14 protein-coding genes are annotated in these 22,730 nt (G+C 38.5%); 5 read left to right on the forward strand and 9 right to left on the reverse strand.

Features of this window, described 5'->3' with window-relative positions; all coding sequences use genetic code 11:
• Positions 1–372 precede the first annotated feature (372 nt).
• Entirely contained in the window at positions 373–2,076 is a 1,704-nt protein-coding gene (locus B9T28_RS04900; protein ID WP_086202834.1) for a M61 family metallopeptidase, read from the reverse strand.
• A gap of 183 nt (positions 2,077–2,259) precedes the next feature.
• Here B9T28_RS04900 and B9T28_RS04905 point away from each other — a divergent pair, with 183 nt between their 5' ends.
• From B9T28_RS04905 to B9T28_RS04920, 4 genes are all read left to right on the forward strand, one after another.
• Positions 2,260–3,528 carry a D-alanyl-D-alanine carboxypeptidase PBP6B gene (locus B9T28_RS04905; RefSeq protein WP_252053515.1) on the forward strand — a complete coding sequence of 423 codons (1,269 nt, stop codon included), beginning with the start codon at positions 2,260–2,262 and terminating at the stop codon, positions 3,526–3,528.
• A 137-nt stretch (positions 3,529–3,665) separates the two neighbouring features.
• Positions 3,666–4,952, forward strand: coding sequence for an NAD(P)/FAD-dependent oxidoreductase (locus B9T28_RS04910; RefSeq protein WP_086202836.1), 1,287 nt, complete (start codon positions 3,666–3,668; stop codon positions 4,950–4,952).
• A 137-nt stretch (positions 4,953–5,089) separates the two neighbouring features.
• Positions 5,090–5,572 carry an FKBP-type peptidyl-prolyl cis-trans isomerase gene (locus tag B9T28_RS04915; protein ID WP_086192000.1) on the forward strand — a complete coding sequence of 161 codons (483 nt, stop codon included), beginning with the start codon at positions 5,090–5,092 and terminating at the stop codon, positions 5,570–5,572.
• A 104-nt stretch (positions 5,573–5,676) separates the two neighbouring features.
• Positions 5,677–7,116, forward strand: a complete 1,440-nt coding sequence (locus B9T28_RS04920) for a cryptochrome/photolyase family protein (RefSeq protein WP_086202837.1) — start codon at positions 5,677–5,679, stop codon at positions 7,114–7,116.
• A gap of 159 nt (positions 7,117–7,275) precedes the next feature.
• On the opposite strand, the gene B9T28_RS04925 is transcribed toward B9T28_RS04920, so the two are convergent.
• Entirely contained in the window at positions 7,276–7,926 is a 651-nt protein-coding gene (locus B9T28_RS04925; protein ID WP_086202838.1) for an HD domain-containing protein, read from the reverse strand.
• A 27-nt stretch (positions 7,927–7,953) separates the two neighbouring features.
• Positions 7,954–8,733 carry a peroxide stress protein YaaA gene (gene yaaA / locus B9T28_RS04930; protein ID WP_086202839.1) on the reverse strand — a complete coding sequence of 260 codons (780 nt, stop codon included), beginning with the start codon at positions 8,731–8,733 and terminating at the stop codon, positions 7,954–7,956.
• A 124-nt stretch (positions 8,734–8,857) separates the two neighbouring features.
• Between yaaA and B9T28_RS04935 the strand changes: the two genes are divergently transcribed.
• Positions 8,858–9,490, forward strand: a complete 633-nt coding sequence (locus B9T28_RS04935; RefSeq protein WP_086202840.1) for an alpha/beta hydrolase — start codon at positions 8,858–8,860, stop codon at positions 9,488–9,490.
• 125 nt (positions 9,491–9,615) lie between these two features.
• On the opposite strand, the gene B9T28_RS04940 is transcribed toward B9T28_RS04935, so the two are convergent.
• The 6 genes from B9T28_RS04940 to B9T28_RS04970 all read right to left on the reverse strand — a co-directional run bounded on the left by B9T28_RS04940 (position 9,616) and on the right by B9T28_RS04970 (position 22,685).
• The gene (locus B9T28_RS04940; RefSeq protein ID WP_086202841.1) at positions 9,616–9,987 is read right to left on the reverse strand and encodes a hypothetical protein; all 372 of its coding nucleotides are present in this window, start codon (positions 9,985–9,987) and stop codon (positions 9,616–9,618) included.
• Between the two features lie 110 nt (positions 9,988–10,097).
• Positions 10,098–12,344, reverse strand: coding sequence for a bifunctional prephenate dehydrogenase/3-phosphoshikimate 1-carboxyvinyltransferase (locus B9T28_RS04945; RefSeq protein WP_086202842.1), 2,247 nt, complete (start codon positions 12,342–12,344; stop codon positions 10,098–10,100).
• A 21-nt stretch (positions 12,345–12,365) separates the two neighbouring features.
• The gene (pheA, locus tag B9T28_RS04950) at positions 12,366–13,475 is read right to left on the reverse strand and encodes a prephenate dehydratase (protein WP_086202843.1); all 1,110 of its coding nucleotides are present in this window, start codon (positions 13,473–13,475) and stop codon (positions 12,366–12,368) included.
• 491 nt (positions 13,476–13,966) lie between these two features.
• Entirely contained in the window at positions 13,967–15,109 is a 1,143-nt protein-coding gene (locus B9T28_RS04960; protein WP_086202844.1) for an acyl-CoA dehydrogenase family protein, read from the reverse strand.
• A 232-nt stretch (positions 15,110–15,341) separates the two neighbouring features.
• Positions 15,342–17,015, reverse strand: a complete 1,674-nt coding sequence (locus B9T28_RS04965; protein ID WP_086202845.1) for a ShlB/FhaC/HecB family hemolysin secretion/activation protein — start codon at positions 17,013–17,015, stop codon at positions 15,342–15,344.
• A 3-nt stretch (positions 17,016–17,018) separates the two neighbouring features.
• The gene (locus B9T28_RS04970; RefSeq protein WP_086202846.1) at positions 17,019–22,685 is read right to left on the reverse strand and encodes a YDG domain-containing protein; all 5,667 of its coding nucleotides are present in this window, start codon (positions 22,683–22,685) and stop codon (positions 17,019–17,021) included.
• Positions 22,686–22,730: the final 45 nt, after the last annotated feature.

Genomic DNA, 22,730 nt, shown 5'->3' on the forward strand with positions numbered 1-22,730 from the left:
ATTATCAATATGTTATTGTGATTTTACTCTTTAATATTGATTAAAGCCCCAATCATTCTTTTTACTAATTTATAAACCAATTACTTGGAACATGTTGGGTATCATGGAAATAAATTATCCTAAGCGAATACAGTTCAAAGTTTTTTGCTAATCAGCGAAAAACTTTGTTGTTGAGTAGTATATACGCTTCACTATTATATTAGGCTCACTTTTAAAAGTTTTCGAACTGTAATCACTACATAGCAACAATCTTTTTAAAAAGTATCTCAGGCTTTTACGCCGAATTAATATTTATAAATTTACTTCTCTACTTCCTACAAAAAAACCGATGCCTAAACATCGGTTTCACATGGCTTTAAAATAGTAATCAAGTTAAGCATTTAACCATTTTTCAGCTTTAGCTTGATCTTCAATCGTCAGCTCAACCGTGGTTAAATGAATTTCACTGCCTTGAACTTCAAATTGCATAAACTCATCTCGACGGAATGCATACACAATGTAATTACCTTCCTGCTTAGCATATTTGGCTAACAATTTTTCAGTCGCTTTTAGACCATCAATGGCAACAATCACATCATTGGCAGAAAGCCCTGCTTTTGCTCCTACCCCATTACGACGGGCTTGTTGAATTACAACACCTTCCGCTTTATCTGCCACTTTTAAACCAAAGGGTAATGCTTTTTCATTTTTTAATGTATAGCGTAAACCAAACTCAGGTAACAACTGATCCAATGGCAATTCATCAGTGGTATTAATTAAATGATGAATCTGCTCTGACCAGTCTTGCCCCGTCAGTTCTTTACACAAATCAAAGATGGTACGTTCATTAACCTGAATACCTTTTTGGCTATTTTCATACAGACGGCGCATTAATGCATCTAAGCTTGAGCCACGCAGGCGCAACCCAAGATCCAAACTCAATGCAACCAAACAACCTTTATTATAATAACTGGTTCCCGCATTATTCGAATTTTCATCCTGACGATAAAACTTAACCCACGCATCAAAACTAGATTCTGCCACTGTTTGAATTTCACGACCCGGATTCTGTAAATAACGATCAATCTGTGCCTTGATCAATTTCAAATATGAATCCTGTGAAATCACGCCACTACGGTGCAAAATCAGATCATCATAATAAGATGTGAAGCCTTCAAAAATCCACAATAAAGAGGTGTAACTTTCCTGATGTAAATCATAATTGGTAAAATTTTCAGGACGAATGAATTTCACCAACCACGAATGAAAATACTCATGACTACAAAGACCGAGGAAACGCTGATAATCTTCTGATGGTTCAACAGGCTCATCGGTTTTAGGTAAGTCATCACGCGGCGTAATTAAACTTGTACTATTCGGATGTTCCAGACCACCATAACTATTACCTGTTGCCATGGTCATAAAGGTATAGTTTTCAAAAGGTGCTGAACCGAACATCGAAATTTCTGTACGACAAATTTTTTCAATGTCTTGCTGCATACGTTCAGCATTCATGGTGTGTTTGCCTGACACCACAAACTCATGCGGAATACCATTCGCTTCAAAACTAAAACGGGTTTGATCTGCCAACTCAAAAGGACTATCGATCAACTGCATATAGTTTTTGGCTTTTAAGGTATGACGACCTCTCACTAAGCTCTTATTTTCTAGACCCGTCGCCAATTGAAAATGCTTCAATTCATTGGGTAAAAACACTTCAACTTCGATGGGTGCATCATCCTGATCTTGCAGACCTAAACAGAGACATGCTGGATTGACATATAAACGAGTTTGATCAACGTATGCCCCTCGCACCGAAAGATCATAAGCATAGGCATCATACTCCACCGTAATCAATTCATGATCAGTGTTATATAAGCGCCATTTATTTTTCTCAAATTTACTGATTTTCAGCAAACGCCCATCTTCATCGTAGGCTTTGACCGATTCAAGATGCTTCGAGAATTCGCGTAAAAGATAACTACCAGGTATCCAATTAGGTAACCATAAAATCTGTGTCGGGTTTGCTAAAAAGCGCAAAGTGACATGCACAAGATGTTGACGATAGTCGTCAAATTCGATCTGATAATGCAACATAGTTCGTATTCAAAAATGCTAGAGAGATAAATTATCAATTAGATTAGCATTTTTTTACAAAGTCATGCGATCTTCGTCGCAATTGTCTACAAATCTGACTAGCTATGATAAAAAAAAAGGCATAGCATGCGCACTGTTTTGTGCGTACATCGCCACCGGATCGGCTTTAAAGGTATTCCCCTGTTGAAAATTTCTACTTATCTCTTCGTCATACTGAGCTGTTTCTGCTCTACATTCGTTAATGCTGCTTTACTCAATATTAATCCTGCCACGGTTGAAGCCGAAGCTTGGACTATTTTAGATGTGCAATCGGGTCAAACCATTGCAGAGTTTAATAGTCATGTGCAACGTGCACCAGCTTCTATGACTAAGATGATGGTGGCCTACATTACCTTACAGGAAATCAAAGCAGGTCATTTGCGTAAAGATGAAATATTAACAGCAACACCCGTGGTACAAATGGTGCAATGGGATGAATCTCAAATGTACCTCAAACAAGGTGAACAGATTTCAATTGACCAATTATTGGCAGGACTAATTGTCATGTCGGCCAATGATGCAGCAGTAACTTTGGCAGAACGCATTTCTGGTAGTGTGCCAGCTTTCGTGGCACGTATGAATCAGCAAGCACAAGCCTTAGGGATGAAGGACACTCACTTTACCAATCCTGCTGGTATAACGATGCCTGATCATGTTTCATCTGCGCATGATATGGCACTTTTAGGCCAAGCTGTAACTATACACACGCCTGAATATTTACATTATTCAGTCATGCCGAGTTTTAGCTATAAACAACGCTTCCATCGTGCGACCAATCTTGTTTTAAAGTCAGACCCAACAGTTGATGGTTTAAAAACAGGTTTTACCAAAGCAGCTGGTTTTAACTTAGCACTCACCGCGCACCGAGCTACAGGTATTACAGACATGCCAGACCGTCGTTTAATCGTAGTCGTCATGGGTGCAAAAAGTGGGATTAAACGTGCTGAGGTGGCGCATAAATTATTAAATCTCGGCTACGCTTATACCCGTGACGAAGTCATTATTAAAGATAAACAATTAATTGCTGAACTTCCTGTGATCCAATCAACCCTCAAAATGTTTAAGGTTGAAGCCAAGAAACCACAAATTGTGACCACATCTTTATATAACGATGCTGTACCTATTGATCTGATGACTTTTGATAATATCAATCAAAAAGTGACTACTGTAAATGCGAATGGCTTAATCTCGACGATAGAACCACTACAAGAAACCCAAACTCATTTAAATGTTGAATTAAATGAATCTTTACTTACAGCACCTTTAGCCAAAATGATGCATTTAGCCAAAGTGAATGTGTATCAGAACAATCAACTTATACAAACATTTGATATTGCAGATGAAGTTCATATTGAGCAAGCAAGTTGGTTAGAACGCTTGATGATGTGGTTAAAAATGCGCTTAGGTCTTTAAAAGAGATGAAAGTACATCTTTACCTTTATTTAGTATAAATATGTAACTTGTATAACAAAAAAACGGCGAATCAAAAAATGGGATGACATATTTAATGTCATCCCATTTTATTAATAACAATATATAGGTCTATAACAATGTCAGAACTTCATCATATCGTGGTGGTTGGCGGTGGCGCAGGTGGTTTAGAACTTGTGACGCAACTTGGTGATACTTTAGGAAAATCTAAAAAAGCCAAAATCACTTTGGTTGATCAAAAACTCACACATATTTGGAAACCGCTATTGCATGAGATCGCTGCAGGCACAATGAATCCGAATGATGAAGAAACCAATTACTACGCACATGCTGCCAAGCATCATTATGAGTTTATTCTCGGTCGTTTTGAAAAGCTCGACAAAGATCTAAAACAGATTTCAATCGCTAAAATCCAAGCGTCTAAGTATGAAGCATTTCCTGAACAACATACGCTAACTTACGATACACTTATTTTAGCAGTAGGTTCAGTATCAAATGACTTTCATACTCAAGGTGTTGCAGAGTTTTGTCACTATCTCGATAGCCGCCAACAAGCTGAAATTTTTCAACAAGATCTACTGCATCTATATCTAGATGCGCAAAATAAAAATATCAATCGAGATTTACACATTGCGATTATCGGTGCTGGTGCAACGGGCGTAGAACTTGCAGCTGAATTATCAGAAGCCAAGCAAAATTTTTATAAATATGGTTTAAACAAGATTAATCCTAATCTCGTTAAAATTTCATTGATTGAAGGTGCTCAACGTATTTTACCTGCACTTTCAGACAAAATTGCCGAACATGCTACTCAACAATTACAACGTATGAAAATTGATATCCTTACCGAAAAGCGTGTGGAAAAAGTAGATGCTGAAAAAATCTATTTTAATGATGGCACCAGTATCAATGCCGAACTTAAAGTTTGGGTGGCTGGCATTAAAACACCCACCGTAATTGAAAAACTTCAAGGCTTTAAAAAAGACCGAATGGGTCGGCTTGATGTTTATGCAACTTTGCAAACTCAATCAGATCCCAATATTTTTGCCTTTGGAGATTGTGCACATTGTATTTTAGATGCACGCGAACCTGCATTAGGCCCCCGTGCGCAAGTTGCCAGTCAACAAGCCACTTTCCTTGTAGATGCGATGCAGGCTCGATTGAATGGTAAACAGCAACCAATGTTCCAATTTTCAGATAAAGGCTCTTTAGTCTCACTGAGTAAGAATAAAGCCGTTGGTGAACTACTCGGACAAGTCAATGTTCAAGGTTTTGTCGCTAAATCGATGTATGTATCTTTATATCGTATGCACCAAGCCACCATTTATGGATATGCGCATGCAGGCTTATTGACTGCTAAAGATTTTGTTACACGGAAAATCACACCAAAGATAAAATTGCATTGAAATTTTTAAATATGCCCTAATAAACAATAAAACGTCGTAAAAACGTAAGAAAATGCGGTTTTTTGAATGAAATCATTCTACAAATGCTGCATTTCAATTTATGATACCCTCTTAGAAAATTTGAATGGATCAGTAACATGACTGCTATTGCACATAACTCTGTAGTTTCTTTCAACTACAAATTAACGAATGCAGAGGGTGAAACTCTCGACCAATCTCAAGGTGAGCCGCTTGCATATTTGCATGGTGCAGGTAACATCATCCCTGGTTTAGAAAAAGCATTATTAGGCAAAACTGTTGGTGAAAAATTCACTGTAAACGTTCCTGCTGCTGAAGGTTATGGTGAATATAACCCTGACTTAGTTCAAGAAGTTCCTGCGCAAATGTTCCAAGGCGTAGACAACATCGAAGCTGGTATGCAATTCCAAGCTCAAACTGATGATGGCGTTCAAATCGTAACTGTTAAAGCAATTGAAGGTGACAACATTCTTGTTGATGCTAACTTCCCACTTGCTGGTCAAGACTTAACATTTGATGTTGAAATCGTTGAAATCCGTGAAGCTTCTCCTGAAGAATTAGAACACGGTCATGTTCACGGTGCGGGTGGTCATCACCACTAAGATCATTTGATCTTATAAAAAGGCAAAGTATTTTTACTTTGCCTTTTTTATTGAGTAATTTTAATGATATTTTGACTTAGATGAGTATTTAGATAAAAAACACTATGCAACAACTTCAGCTGATTTGGTTTAGACAAGATTTACGTCTGCATGATCATGCTGCACTATGGCATGCCACAACAACAGGACAAAGTATCGCACTTGTCATTCTCTCACCAGAACAATGGCGACTGCATGATGATGCAGCGATAAAAATTGATTTTTATTTACGCCAACTACAACAACTCAAACAAGATTTAGAACTCCTCAATATTCCTTTAATTATTGAAACCATTCAACTTTGGAAAGATGTCCCTCAATTCATTCAAAAATTGTGTTTAGATTTAAATATTTCCGAAATACATGCCAATATTGAGCTTGGACAAAATGAATTAAAGCGTGATGCAAGCGCTCAACACGTACTGAATCAAAGCCATAAAGAGCTACAACTTTATCATGATCGTACTCTATTTCCTGTAGGAACAATTCGTAATAAAAGCAATCAGCCTTATCAAGTGTTTGGTGCTTTTAAAAAGCAATGTTATGAACGCTTCAGCATTTCTCTTCCACAATGCTTTCCTCAACCTAAAGCCCAAAAACAACTACAGATAAAATTAGCCAACTCTGAGATTCCAAGCATCGAAGAGTTATGTGATGTCAGCATCCCTCAAGATCAACGTGATTTATGGCAAGTTAATGAAGCATATGCCCTACAACGTTTAGATGCCTTTATAGAAGACCACGTTAGTCATTATCAAACAGAAAGAGATTTTCCTTATCTTCAAGGGACAAGCCAACTCTCGGCTTATTTAAATAGTGGAATTTTGTCCATTCGGCAATGTATCCAAGCTTTATTTCGTCATCAACAGGGTCAATTTCACATTGATCATGAAGGACAACAAACTTGGTTAGATGAATTATTGTGGCGAGAGTTTTATCAACATATTTTATTTGAATTCCCAAAAGTCTCTAAGCACCTCCCTTTTAAGGACAATACTCAAAAGATGCAATGGCGACATGCACCTGAGGATTTAGCAGCATGGCAACAGGGTCAAACAGGTATTCCAATGGTCGATGCTGGCATGCGTCAATTACTTACTACAGGCTGGATGCACAATAGAGTTCGCATGATTGTCGCTATGTTTTTATGTAAAAATCTGCTCATCGATTGGCGATTAGGCGAGCGCTGGTTCATGCAACATCTTATTGATGGAGATTTAGCAGCCAATAATGGTGGTTGGCAATGGTGTGCTTCCACTGGAACAGATGCTGCGCCCTATTTTCGAATCTTCAATCCAATTAGCCAGTCTCAAAAATTTGATGCTGCTGGTGATTATATTCGTCAATGGGTTCCTGAATTGGCACATTTAGATGCCAAGTCTATTCATGAGCCTTATGCAAAAAATCCAGAGCTAAAATTGGATTATCCAAAAGCCATTGTCGACTTAAAAATGAGTCGTATCCGAGCGATTACAGCATTTAAACCCGTTACATCTGAACATTAACCACCACAATTTAAATCGTTCAACATAAATAAAAACCATGAGACAATAATCAATAGACGTTATTGCATGATATGAGCGCTGAAAAAGCTGGACTCTTTCTAAGCATGAGTCAAATATCTCACGAAAATAAAGTTGAATAATCTGATACCGAAAGATACTTCAGTGTTTTATTTCAACATTAGAAAACTTTAAAAGAGTTGTTTCTAAATTATTTTTAGCCCTCTTTTCTAAAATATTTTGAAAATATTCAGTTTGATAAATGGGCTGCATGGCATAAAAATACTGGAGTACCTCACTCCGTTTAATGTTATATAAATCAGGTTCAACCCATGAATATTCCTGTTGAATCTGCTGTTCATATTCTTCAAATCTTTTCCGATCACTTCCCAAAATAGCTAAGTCGATATCAAGCAAATAATTCAAATCTAAATCTGATGAAGGTTGATGCTTTTTAGTTGCCATAATCCAATCAGCAACTTTTTTAATCTGAACTTGATTAAATAGCGTTGAGCAGAGATTTTGCATCAAGTCGGCACTTTGCGCCTCATTATCCGAAGCCTTGGGATCATACACAGCATCATGGAACCAAATAGCCAACTCCACAGCAATAGGATCATCCAATTGTTCTTTAATTTGATGAAAAAGCTTGAGACATTCAACAATATGCTGAACTGTATGATAGTGCCTTTGCTGCTCGATGTACGCTGCAAATAATATGGCATAAAGTGCTTGCGTTTGATCAGCATCCCCTTTAAATGAATCAGAAAATTGTTCCCAATATTTTTGAAATTGATCAATATATTTTTGCATTGGAAACAACCTCCTTAAATCCACAAATTAAGCAGCTTGCTCATCCCGCTTAAATACCAACTCACCTTTTAATGAACTTTCAGCGTCAAAATAATAACCATTGCTATTAAATGATTTTAAATCTTCAATTTTTTTCAATTGATTCTCAATGATATACCGAGCCATCAGACCACGGGCTTTTTTAGCATAAAAACTAATGACTTTATATTGACCATGTTTCTGATCGAGGAAAACGGGCTTAATGATATTGGCTTTAATTTTACTTTCTTTCACCGATTTATAATATTCATCCGAAGAAATATTCACCAACAAGGTAGAGTTTATATTCTCCAAATCATCATTAATTAAATTTGTGATCTGCTCACCCCAGAACTCATATAGATTATGCCCACGCGAGTTTTTCAACTTAGTTCCCATCTCTAAACGATAAGGCATCATCAAATCTAAAGGACGAAGGACTCCATATAATCCAGATAACATCCGCAAATGTTTTTGTGCAAATTCCATATCGGCTACAGGCAAATCATAAGCATCCAGTCCAGTATATACATCCCCTTTAAATGCATAGATTGCTTGACGTGCATTGCTAAAATTAAAGTCAGCATTCCAATCACGAAAACGATCGACATTCAAATGGGCAATTTTTTCACTCACACTCATTAAACTGGCGATTTCTGAAGCAGATAATTTACGACTTAGGTCTATAAGTTGTTGTGACTGGTCAAGTAGTCTTGGTAAAGTATGCGTATCAGTTGGAAGTGCAGATTCATAATCTAAAGTCTTAGCAGGGGAAATTAAGGCGAGCATGGTCTTCCTGATCAAAAAATAATTAATCAAACTATAACAGTAGAATTATTTTAATGCCAATTCGTGTTTTTGTTGGCCATAATCGGTAAACTATACCGTTTTCCTGCTATTCATCGTTTAAATTATGTCCGAACAACTGTTCATTCAAGGTCCTGTGGGCAAAATTGAAGTTTTTGTCGATTACCCTCAGGGTGAAGTAAAAGGATTTGCTGTCGTTTCTCACCCTCACCCACTTCAAGGTGGAACACCTCAACATAAAGTCCCAGCTTTACTCGCACAAATTCTTGTTGAACAGGGTTGTGTAGTATATCGTCCAAGTTTCCGTGGTTCTGGTCAGAGTGAAGGCATTCATGATGAAGGTCATGGCGAAACTGATGATATTCTAGAAGTGATTAAGCATGTCCGCGCTTTATATAAAGGACTTCCATTTTATGTTGGTGGTTTCAGCTTTGGCGCACATGTCATGGCAAAAGCGTACCATGCTTTACCTGATGAAATTAAACCAAGACAAGTTATTCTTTGTGGTTTACCTACAGCAACGGTTGAAGGGTTACGCCACTATGAAACACCTGCAATTAAAGGTGATATTTTGTTTGTTCATGGTGAGGCTGATCCAACCACGCTATTATCTGATTTAATTACTTGGGCAAAACCGCAACGCCATATCATTTCGGTATTACCAGGTGCTAATCATTTCTTTACCGGCTATTTAAAACAGCTACGTATTGCGATCTCGCGCTTTTTATTAGTGCCATAATCATTGACCGATGCCCTTAAGACTGAGTTCAATACTCAGTCTTATGTTTATTGATCCTTGCCATGTTTGACGCTGCATAAATCTATCTAATTTATAAATATTATTAAATATACAACAATGCCATATCAAACTTTCCACTCGAACTGACTAAAAGCATGGTCTGCTTTCAACGTATTTTCTACTGCATTGGCTAGTTGCTTAATTACACTTTGCATTTCAATTTTTTTAAACCACGGCTGTGCTTCATCTGCACGTGCTGAAATTTCACACAACAAGAATCCATCTTCCTGATTCAAGCGACAGTTCACACCCAGTGCGACTGCTTGATTTTCTACACTTACAGCAAGGCTTTCTGTTGAATCCTTATTTGTCTCTGCTTTAAAGCCATATTGAGAAAGTTGCTTTGCTAATAAATTAGTCACGTATTCTTGGGTAACATGGCAAGCATTTAAGCCATGATGATGCTCATAGTTTGCAATAAATTGTAGTTTTCTCATGGCTGCATCCAAAGACATTATTGTTGTATGGATTGAGCATAAGCAATAAATACAAAACAGCCAAGCAAAAGCTTGGCTGTTGTCGAACAAATATACAAATCTTAGACCAATTATTCAGTCACTTGAATTGCCAGTCCTGCTTGATTTGCCAGTGCGGTAAAGCTTGGGAAACTGGTTGCAACGGTTTCAGTACCTACAATGTTAATTTTTCCTGAAGTACGTAAACCTGCCATTGAAAAACTCATGGCAATACGATGATCATGATGTGATTCTATTTCACCACCCGTGAAAATCGTAGACCAATCCCCTGATTTACCTTTACCTTGAATGATGATGCCATCATCCGTTGGCGTACAATCAATACCCATAGTCTTCAAACCATCAGCCATGACTTGAATACGGTCAGACTCTTTCACACGAAGCTCAGCAGCACCCGTTAAAATCGTTTGACCTTCTGCACATGCTGCTGCAATGAACAATGCTGGGAATTCATCAATCGCCAATGGCACTTGATCTTCTGGCATATGAATGCCTTTGAGTGTACGACTACCACGAATACGAATGTCTGCGATTGGCTCACCACCAGCAATACGTTCATTTTCTACGGATAAATCAGCACCCATTTGTTTCAAAATTTCAATCACGCCTGTACGTGTTGGATTAATCCCCACCGCTTCAAGGGTCACATCTGAGCCTTCAGTAATTGCAGCGCCCACCATAAAGAATGCCGCAGATGAAATATCAGAAGGAACTTGGATTTTTGTCGCAACGAGCTTACCGCCACCTTGCAGTGAAATACGATTACCTTCAGTTTTCACCTCATAACCAAAAGCACGTAACATACGTTCAGTATGATCACGTGTTGGTTCAGGTTCAGTTACTGAAGTTTCACCTGCAGCCCAAAGACCTGCCAATAAAATCCCTGATTTTACTTGTGCAGAAGCCATCGGTAAGTCGTAATGAATACCTTGTAAATTTTGACCACCACTAATGGATATTGGTGGTGTACCACGCTCACCCGTAGTTTGAATTTGTGCACCCATTGTACGTAATGGCTTAGCAATACGTTCCATTGGACGTTTGGATAAGGAAGCATCACCCGTCATCACAGAATCAAACTTTTGCGCAGATAAAATACCCGAAAGTAAGCGCATAGATGTGCCTGAATTGCCCATATATAAAGCACTTGCTGGTGCTTTCAAACCATTGATACCCACACCATGAATCGTCACTTCACCATTCTTAGGTCCTTCAATGCTCACCCCCATATCACGGAAAGCTTGTAAAGTTGCGAGTGCATCCTCACCTTCCAAGAAACCAGTGACATGTGTCGTACCTTCCGCAATCGCACCAAACATGATCGAGCGATGCGACACAGACTTATCCCCTGGGATGGTAAATTTACCTTTGAATGTCTGAGATCCTGGCAAAATGGTAAATTGTTGTGTCACCTTATTTTTCTCCATCAAAGGTTGATTGGCGAGCATATGATTGAAATGCTGACGTGCTGCTTGAGCATGTCCAAGCAATCCCATCAATGCTTGGGAATTTTCAGTTTCGATCAGGTTCCGTAAAGTCGCAAGTTGCGCTTCAAAACCATCCACCGCTTTTAAAATGGCTTTTTTATTGGCAAAAAAGATGTCATGCCACATATGTGGATCACTGGCAGCAATACGCGAGAAATCACGGAAACCACCTGCCGCATAGCGAAAAATATCGAAGTTATCTTCGCGATTAGCGAGCTGCTCAACTAAGTTAAACGCCATCAGATGTGGAAGATGACTGGTATGCGCCAGTACTTCATCGTGCTTATCGACATCCATACAAATGACTTCAGCTTTAGCTGCTTGCCACAATTGAATCAGTTTCTCGACTGCCCAATCTGCACTAGTCGGTAAAGGCGTCAAAATCACTTTATGATTAGCAAATAAATCAACCTTACCAGCATGCACTCCAGTATGTTCAGCCCCTGCAATCGGATGCCCCGGTACAAAACCTGCTGGTAAATTTTCACCAAACACAGCCTTAGCTGCATCCACCACATTACCCTTGGTGCTACCGACATCAGTAATGATGGTATGTTCAGATAAGTAAGGCTGAATAATTTCCAAAACTTTTTGTGTTGCACGCACCGGCAAAGCCAAGACCACTAAATCTGCACCTTTAACCGCTTCAATTGGGTCAGTAAAACCTTCTCGAATCAGACCTAATGCTTTCGCATCATCTAAGGTCTTTTGTGAGCGAGTAGATGCTACAATTTGATCTGCCAATTTTTCAGCAATAATCACACGTGCCAAACTTGAGCCAATCAGCCCAAGTCCAATGAATGCAACTTTTTTAAATAATATTTGTGACATGACGAAAACAGATTACCTTACTTACAACACAGCAATAGGATATGAACCTAGCACTCGAACTTCTTTAACCAATGGTCGGATATCTTCAATTGCAGCTTTAACATTGTCCTGTTCCACATGACCTTCTAGATCAATAAAGAACACATAAGCCCATTTTTCTGGCAATGCAGGACGCGTTTCAATACTGGTTAAACTAATATTATGCTTTGCAAAAGGTGCCAGAATTTCCAATAAAGCCCCTGCACGGTCATGTGCAGAAATCAATAAAGAGGTCTTATCATTACCACTTGGTGCTACTTTTTCACGCCCAATCACCAAGAAACGCGTGGTATTTTCAGGATTATCTTCAATATTACTATGCAAAATTTCGAGGTCATAAATACTTGCAGCCACGTCCGATGCAATGGCTGCTGAATGCCACTCGTTACGAATACGACGTGCTGCTTCTGCATTTGAACTGAGTGCTACTCGCTCCACACCAGGATAATGGGCATCAAGCCATCCACGGCATTGTGCTAAAGTTTGTTGATGTGCATAAATTTGTTTAATACTATTTTTTTGAGTATTTGCTGACACTAAAAATTGGTGATGAATACGCAATTCAACTTCACCAATCACATTAAGATGTGATGCTTTAAAACAATCTAGGGTATGGTTCACAATTCCTTCAGATGAATTTTCAACTGGAACTAAACCATAATGTGCCCCACCCGCTTCAACTTCACGGAAAACTTCATCAATTGTAGGTAATGGGCGAACCACGGCATCTTGTCCAAAATGCTTAAGCACGGCTGAATGAGTATAAGTTCCAACAGGCCCTAAGAATGCAATACTTTGTGGTGCTTCAAGCGCCAAACATGCAGACATAATTTCACGGAATAAACGTGCCATTGTAGTATCTGATAATGGCCCTTCATTACGTTCCATAACATGACGTAAAACTTGTGCCTCACGCTCAGGACGATAAAACATTGGATTCTCTTCGGAAGCAAATTTCGCTTTTGCAACTGCTTCCGCCAATTTAGCGCGACGGTTAATCAGTTGTTGAATCTGTTGATCAACAGAATCAATATCTTCACGGATTTTAGAAAGGTCTAGAGAAGTCGTGGTGTTTTGATCATCGTTGATCATTGTTATGTCGCCCTGCAAAACGGTTATGTAAACAGTATAACAATAGTTAGCTTTCAATTGTTACGCAATACGACTTTTCAGCATACCGTGTTAAAAATATACAGTTGAATAAAATTTCGGCTCAATCAATGACATCTATAGACTTCATTTGCCTGTCTCTATAAATCAAAAGCCACCGATTTCATAAACAAATACCCTAATCGAAACTAGGGTATTTCAGTAACCTTATAAAAAGCGAAGTTAGGGGATAAAAATCCCCAAAACAAACCAAATAGCTGAAATAATCCAAATGATTGAAACGTAAAACCGAATTTGCTCAACATTCCAATTCCAAGCAAACCACTCCAACATCAGTCCAGCTTTCCAGCCTTCAATTTGTTAAGCACTACCCCAATAAATAATCCATTTATAAATAAAAGACTGGCAACCAAATTGTATGATCCAAGCAAGGAGACTCATAGCATCTTCCTCAACAACTCTCTGGTTTAGTTCTAACGACCAATCAAACCGCGTGCAACGATTTCTTTCATAATTTCATTGGTTCCACCGTAAATACGCTGAATACGAGCATCCACAAAGAAACGAGAAATTGGATACTCACTCATATAGCCATAGCCACCAAATAGTTGTAATAAGTTATCTGCGACTTTCATTTGCATATCCGTACTGAAACATTTTAGTGCTGCTGCAGTTTCAACATCCAGCTTTTGTTCTTTATACAGTGCTAAATTTTGATTGTAGAATGCCGCTGTTGCTAGTTCATCAATCTTGGCTTGTGCCAAAACAAAACGTGTATTTTGAAATTGACCTATCGCCTGACCAAAAGCTTGACGCTCTTTAACATATAGCGTTGTAATATCAATTGCACCACGAATAGCACCCAAAGCTGTGGCTGCAATCGCGGTACGTTCACGCGGTAACTCTTGCATTAAATAGGCAAAACCCTGTCCTGCTTGACCTAAAATTTGATTGGCTGGAACTTTGACGTTATCAAAAAATAATTCAGAGGTATCTTGTGAGTGCAAACCAATTTTTTCTAAGTTTGTGCCTTTCTTAAAACCCTCTAAATGCGTATCCACCAATAACAGTGAAACACCTTTAGCACGAGCTTGAGGATCAGTCTTAGCTGCCAAAACTACTAAGTCCGCATGTTGCCCATTTGAAATAAAAGTCTTTGAACCATTTAGAAGATAGTGATCCCCATTTAAAATGGCTGAAGATCGCATTGCCTGTAAGTCCGAACCTGCACCAGGCTCTGTCATCCCAATCGCGCCAACCACCTCACCAGAAACCATTTTAGGTAACCAATATTGCTTTTGTTCTTCATTGGCAATATGTAAAATGTATGGTGCAGCAATTTCAGAATGACATGAGATTGCAGTGGATAATGCACCATAGCCTGCGCGTGAAGATTCTTCGACCAGCATTAATGAATATTCGGTTGGAACACCATAGCCGCCATATTGTTCAGGTACATCTACACATAAATAACCATTTTCCCCTAACAGTGACCAAACCGAACGTGGCATTAAGCCTTCACGTTCCCATTGCTCATAATGTGGAGCAATATGATCATTCATAAAACGCTTAAAGTTATCGCGAAAAAGTTCTAAATCTGCATCATACGCTAGCATTATTTTCTATTCCTTGTTGCCATTGTTGTTTAATTTTAACTCTTAGCATCCTAATCATTTTTTGACCCGTTGTCATGACCGCATGTGATCACTTTTTTTTGGCAGTTAAGCCAACTCAACACTTGAATTTTCATTTTAAAAAATAAAAAAAAGGAAGCCGAAGCTTCCCATGCGTATTGATACTTTATTGTTATTATTTGGCGATACCTTACACATTCACCATTGATGCAACTTAAAAGTTTTTGCGGAGGTTTAACCAGTACTGATTGTCATCGCGATCTTTTAGCTGACTTGGAGTATTGCCAATTGGAAATGCAACTTCAGCATTGGCTTGAATATTCCAAATACTATTCCAATTAAAACCGAGTCCAGCACTACTAATTCTAGTTCGATTAGAACCACTATTCGCCTGCCATTTTTCCGCATTTAAGATCACTTCTGCCGTATCCACAAAGATTTTTGCACCCACTTGGTTTTTCGCATTACTGAATAACGATTGACGTAGTTCAGTTGTTGCATAGTATCCGCTGGATCCTGCAAATTGGCTGGCTTCATATCCACGTACATTAAATGGACCACCACTCAAGTATTGTTCAGCACTGTCGAGATTGTATGGACTATATTGTCCGTAAAGCCCAACATAAGCTTGAGTACCTTTTTTGCCTAGGTTCTGTAGGCGAGATAGATTAAGTCCGACATTGTAAAAGTCACCTTTAGTTTTTGCCGTTTGCTCATCTAAAGCCGCTGCATCCGCATTTTTAAATTTTACCCGTCCATAACTACTTGACGCACCAAATTGTGTTAAGCCACCACCTACCCATTGATCAAAGTGAGAACTATCTAAACGCGCTGTGATTAAATCAATATCACGCTGCTTGTAGTATTGATTCAGCTGAATATCATCTTCTAACTGTTTATGGTCATATTGTAGTGTGACTAAAGTTTCTGATGTATTGGTCAGCAAAGCCGGTTGTGTGATCCACACACTGGTTTGTGCTGCATGACCTTTTGCATCAAGTACTTTTAAGCCCTTACCCAACTTATAATCAAGATAGGAATAACTCGCACCTGCACGTGTCCCCATACCGTTAAAAGTAAAAGCATATCCCACTTTGCCATAATTCATATCCGAACCAGTGGTCATGCCATCCAAACTCAACTCATCACCTAAGCCAGCTAAGTTGTTTAATGCTATACCTGCACTAAAGCAGGCTTTGCCTGTGTATTCATTGCCAAAGTTATCTGCACCCACATAGCCTGTGATTAAAGCCGTATTTTTTACTTCGACATTCAATTGGCTACTGCCTGTGCTCGCTCCAGGCATAAGTACATTTCGAGTAGTAACACCACTGAGTCGATTTAGCAGTTTCAGTTGGTGTTCCATCTGCTGGCTATCAATTTGTGTCCCGACTTCCAACGGTGCAACAGTGGCATCGATTAACCAATTTCGAGTACGACTTTGGTTATTTATTTGGGTTTGATCATAACGTGCTTCAAGAATTGCGATTCTGACAACACCTTGATGTAAAGTCTGTTGCGGTAAGTAAGCACGACTATAAGAGTAACCCTTACTTTGATAATACTGGGTGATGCGTTGTACAACTTCATTGAGCTGTGTCAACGTTAAGCTTTGACCTTCTGCATCTGCAACCAATGCATGCAATTGTTCAGCACTAAAACGATGATTACCTTCAATGACCATTTTTTGTATTGGAATTTGCACATTTGAATCGGATGGATTCATCATCACTGGGCCGCTTTCAACTTCTACCGCAGTCTGTGGCAAAGGTAATACTGGAGGCTGCTGTTGTTGTAACAACTGTCCAGAATTGGGTACAGGTGCTGCTACCACAGCCATCGAGCACGCACTAATGGATAAAGCAAGTAAAGTATATTGACGTTTCATGAATTAGTGCTCCCCTGTTAATGTACGTATGCCTGTGGTATTGACACCACCATTTCTGACTTCTAGGTTGATGTTATCCATGTTCACATTAGTTGTCGGTAAGTATTGTGGACGTCTTAGTTGTATTGCTTGCAGATACGCTTCTGGGGTAACCATGCTGATAGCTGCTGTGGTTTGGGCAGTTGTATCGACCAAATAATAGTTTCCAGCATCTGTACCGCTTAAACTAAGACCAGTAATTTTCACATTTTTATTTTGTCCTGTAGCTGAACTTTCAAATTGCCCCATACTACTTTTCACCTGCAGATCATCACCCGCAAAGATGCCATTAAATTGAGCATTTGAAGTATTTAAAGTCACATTCGGGTGTCCGTTATAAATACGGTTATCCGCGGTAATACCTGTAATTGAATAAATATTGGCTTTTGTGATATCTGCTGTCGTTTGAGCAGTATTTACAACCAATTCATAATTATGTGAATCTGTTCCGCTTAAGCTAATATTGGAAATATCAACTCTTTTATCTGTACCAACATTTTTATCCGTGAATTGTCCTGTTGCAGTGGCAACACCAAGTTGATCGCCATGAATGATGCCATCAAATTGCGCCGATCCAGTATTCAATACAACATTCGTACTTGCGTCATAAACCCGATCATTGGCTGTAATGCCTGTGACTTGGTTAATTTTCGCTTTAGCAATATTGAGTGATCCATCCACGAAAGTTAAATCATAATTGGTGTCCACCCCAGATGCCTTGTTGAGATAATTACCTGCATTTTTAGCAGTGATCGATGCATTTATACCAGTAAGTACAGATTCATCTTCACCATTGACCAAACCACTTGCAGTAAAACCAGATACTGTTTGATTTTGCCCATTATAAATCGTGTTGTTACTATTTGCAGTCACTGTCGCTTTCGCTTGAGTAATGGTCGCTTGTGTAGATGTCTGAACTTGATCAAGTTGATAGTTCCCCGCATCTGTTCCTGATAGTGTAATGCCTGCAAGATTAACCTGTTTACCAGTTCCTACATTTTTATCGCTGAATGTCCCAGTAGCACCTGTTAATGTAAGATCATCCCCCGCAATTATTCCATTAAATGTTGCACCATCAGTATTTAATGTTGCAGTATTTTTTCCATCGTAGGTTTTATTATTCGCTGTAATTCCACCAATATTAAGGTTGGCTTTACTGATGTCAGCAGTACTGCTTGCTGTGCTATTCACCAGATAATTACCTGTATCTGCACCACTCAAGCTTATACCGTTGATGGTCACAGTTTTACCAGTTCCTGCATTTTTATCGCTAAATGTCCCAGTAGCACCTGTTAATGTAAGATCATCCCCTGCAATTATTCCATTAAATGTTGCACCATCAGTATTTAATGTTGCAGTATTTTTTCCATCGTAGGTTTTATTATTCGCTGTAATTCCACCAATATTAAGGTTGGCTTTACTGATGTCAGCAGTACTGCTTGCTGTGTTATTCACTAGATTATAGTTGCCTGCATCTGCACCACTCAAGCTTATACCGCTGATGGTCACGGTTTTACCAGTTCCTGCATTTTTATCGCTGAATGTCCCAGTAGCACCTGTTAATGCAAGATCATCCCCTACAATTATTCCATTAAATATTGCACCATCAGTGTTTAATGTTGCAGTATTTTTTCCATCGTAGGTTTTATTATTCGCTGTAATTCCACCAATATTAAGGTTGGCTTTACTGATGTCAGCAGTACTGCTTGCTGTGTTATTCACTAGATTATAGTTGCCTGCATCTGCACCACTCAAGCTTATACCGTTGATGGTCACAGTTTTACCAGTTCCTGCATTTTTATCGCTGAATGTCCCAGTAGCACCTGTTAATGCAAGATCATCCCCTACAATTATTCCATTAAATATTGCGCCATCAGTATTTAATGTTGCAGTATTTTTTCCATCGTAGGTTTTATTATTCGCGGTAATGCCTGTAATTGCATTAATTACAGCTTTATTAATCTTTAAAGTTGCAGTATTAGCAATTAAATCATAACCTTGCTGATTAGAATAATAATTTGCTGAGTAATCTCCCGCATTACGACCACCAGCATTTCCACTAGATACAAGTAAATTATTATTTAAACCATTGACTGTCGCCAAGGTTTGATTTTTTCCATTATATGTCGTTGTTTTATTGATTGTATTTAGATCAAGTGTTGTTAAAAAATTTCTAAGCAATGGTGCAGTTTGCCCATCGTAAATACGCCAAACTGTATTTTTTCCACCTAAATAACTATTTGCATCAATAAAGGTAAAATTTGTTCCGTCTCTCATCTCAGCAGTGGTTAATCCAACCGTATTATCAGAACCTGAATAAACCCCTTCACTTGCTCCTGTTGTCTCTTTATTCCAATATGCATTAGATACTGCTCCACCTGTTCCTAATGCTACGACTCCCCCTGCCGCTACAGAGACATCAACCACTCCAGTAGCATAGACATTATTTATAGTCCCATTATTATTACCGACCAATCCACCTGCGAATTGTGCAGATACTTCCCCTGTAGCATATCCATTGCTGATACTTCCATAATTATTATAACCAACCAATCCTCCAGCAAATTGAGTAGATAGAACTTTATTGGTCGCATAAGTATTTTCTATTTTTGCATTACTTCCCATATTTTTTCCGACCAGCCCACCCGCTGTTCCACCTGAGGACGTTGCAGATACTGTACCTGTAGCATAAGCAGAATTGATTGAGCCACTATTCAACCCTACTAGACCACCTACATACTTTCCTCCTGTGATACGCCCTCCCTCAACACCTACATTTTTGATTTGGGAATTTAAACCTGTATAACCAAACAAACCCACATAATCATTAGTACTATTATTAATAAAAATATTATTAATGCTTTGCCCCAAACCATCAAATAAACCTATAAATGCTTTGGATGTATCATTCTCTACATTATAGATTCCTGTTCCAATCGGATTAAACCCAGCCCCACTATTCCAATTCACCGTATCAGATGCATCAATATTATTTCCAAGCAGATATTTTCCACTCAGATTTTTATTCATATTCTGTAATTGATTGACATTTAAAATAGCCGTATACAAAGCAGGTCGATTCGTTGAATCTATTATTCCTGTAGGTAAATCATTTTTATTAAACACTTGGTTGTTTGCTAAACCAAGTAAGTATGGCGTCGTTTGATTATTCCCATTGCCCCAAACTGAACCAAAATCAAAACCGGAAAAATTATTTTTATCAAACATTTGAGTTGTGGTTAAACCTATAACATTTGACAATGTACCCGAATTATTACCAACAGCTTGAGTTTGACCCACAGTTTCATTATTCCAAAAGCTATTCGATATCTCTACACCACCACCACCTCCGATAATAGAACCAACTCCACTTGTTCCATTTACACCACCTGTAACATAAGAATTATTAATTTTTATAGAAAAATTATTAGAATTATAAACAGCACCTGCAATACCACCAATATAGTTGCTAACATTACTGATTCTTCCAGAAAAATAAGTATTATCAATTACAGTATTACTATTAAGAACACCAACTAGACCACCAACATAATTTGCAGTATTTCCACCATCAATTTTTGCATTTGAGAATGTATTAGTTAGTGTTATTAACGCTGATGTATTTCCATTTGAAAATTCTAAAGCACCAACAACCCCACCTATATATGAACTACCTGATTTCACACTTCCAGTTGTATAACTATTTTGTATCTTACTATTCCCATTTAAATATCCAGCTAAAACACCTGTAAAACTAGCCCCTGTAATATCGGCTTCTGTTATTCCTACATTTAAAATTTGTGCTGACGTACCACTTCCAATTAATCCTATATAATCTGAATTGGGCTTATAGATGAAGATTTTGCTTATTATATAATTTAATCCATCCAAAGTACCTGAAAAAGATGTTGTTGGTGAAGAATACCCTCCATCCCCAATCGGATTAAATCCAGCCCCACCATTCCAATTGACCGTCCCACTGGCATCAATATGATTCGCAAGAGCAAAGTTACCATTTAACTGGGTTCCCATACCTTGCACACCATAAATATCGGTCAATTTCCACGGTGTTGCAGAAGAGCCATCTCCACCTATCGCGCGGATAAAACTACCACCATTCAAACGAAAATCTTTAGCATAGAAACTTGGTAATACAGGCGCATTTTGTAGCCAGTTACCTTTATTTAAAGTGAAAGTTCCAACATTAATTGCATCCTTCGCTGAAATATTATTGGCTGCATTTAAGGTCAGACCACCACTCGTTGCTGTGATTTTTTTATTTAAAATAATGTCCTTATCGGCTTGCAAAGTCAGCGTGGAATTACTTGACCAAGCTAAATCGGCATCAACTGTGATATTACCGTCTTGAGTACCAACAGCAGTTCCACCTGTATAAACTGTTACACCTGTCGTTGCTAAAGCATTGATTAAAGTTGTTGCGTTAATAACCGTATCATCTTGGTTTGCTACAAAACCTGTACCTGTGTCTGTTGCATTGGAAATAACAACATTATGAGGATCAATGAGCCAATTTCCTGTTTTCCCACCTTCTGAAAGAGTAGATATTTTAATGTCTTTATCTATATTTACTTTTGCAGCACTGGTTTCTATAAATCCACCATTCTGACCATTTTTACCTTCAGCTTTTAATGTTCCACTAACATTAGTTTCACCATTTTGCATATCACCCAATAAGATGATTTCACCTTTGGCATTTTGAGTTGAGCGGTTGGCTTCAATGATCCCACTGTGGTTGATCACAGCTTTGCTTAGACTACCTTTGGCTTTAGCGGTTAAATACACCGCACCATTTTCAGCAATAATCGCACCGCCATTGTCCACCAAGCCTTGTAATACCCCTAAATCGACCTGATATTGGGTAAGTGAACCATTTTGTAGCGCTAAAGTGACTTGACTGGCTGATGTTAAATGGGTAGTTCCATTCGGCGTAGTAATTGTTCCTGTATTTTTGACATTAGGTGCAATCAGGGCAACTGTTCCACCTTGTAAAGTATTGATCGTACCGTGATTTTCAATTGTTGCTGTACTATTCGCATCACCCTTTAAGGTGTATTTACCCTTTTGAATATCGGCATCATTTAACTTTAAGGTTGAAGCAACCAAACCACCAACATTCACCTGAGCCGTTTTTGAAAAAACCACACCGTTCGGATTCAGTAAAAACACTTGTCCATTGGCATTGAGTCGCCCCATAATTTGAGAGGCATTACTGTCCATTACATGATTAATGGCTGTAGATGACTGGTTTGGCTGATTAAAATTGACGATGGCATCTTTGCCAATATTAAATGCATTCCAGTTGGTACTTAGATTTTGGCTATTTTGATTGATATTAAGGGTATTACCATTTTGGGAAAATTGAGCGCTACCCGAATTAATTTGAGCACCTGTGGGTAAAGTATGGTCTTGTATCGCCGCATGGATAGATAAAGGCAAAAGTGCCACACTACTAAATAAGACGACACCTACAACCTTTGAGATCAAGCTCGTTTGTTGATCCACTAATATTTTATTCTGACTGCTCCCACCACTATGGTTTTTTGCCAATTCAGAAACAGCTTGCCAGCAAGATAGTTGTGTATTCCATATCACTTTATATATTTTGTTCATTCTACTACCCAAAATTTAATGATTAAATATTAACCATTCAATCAA

Source organism: Acinetobacter silvestris (genome assembly GCF_002135235.1).
GTDB lineage: Bacteria > Pseudomonadota > Gammaproteobacteria > Pseudomonadales > Moraxellaceae > Acinetobacter > Acinetobacter silvestris.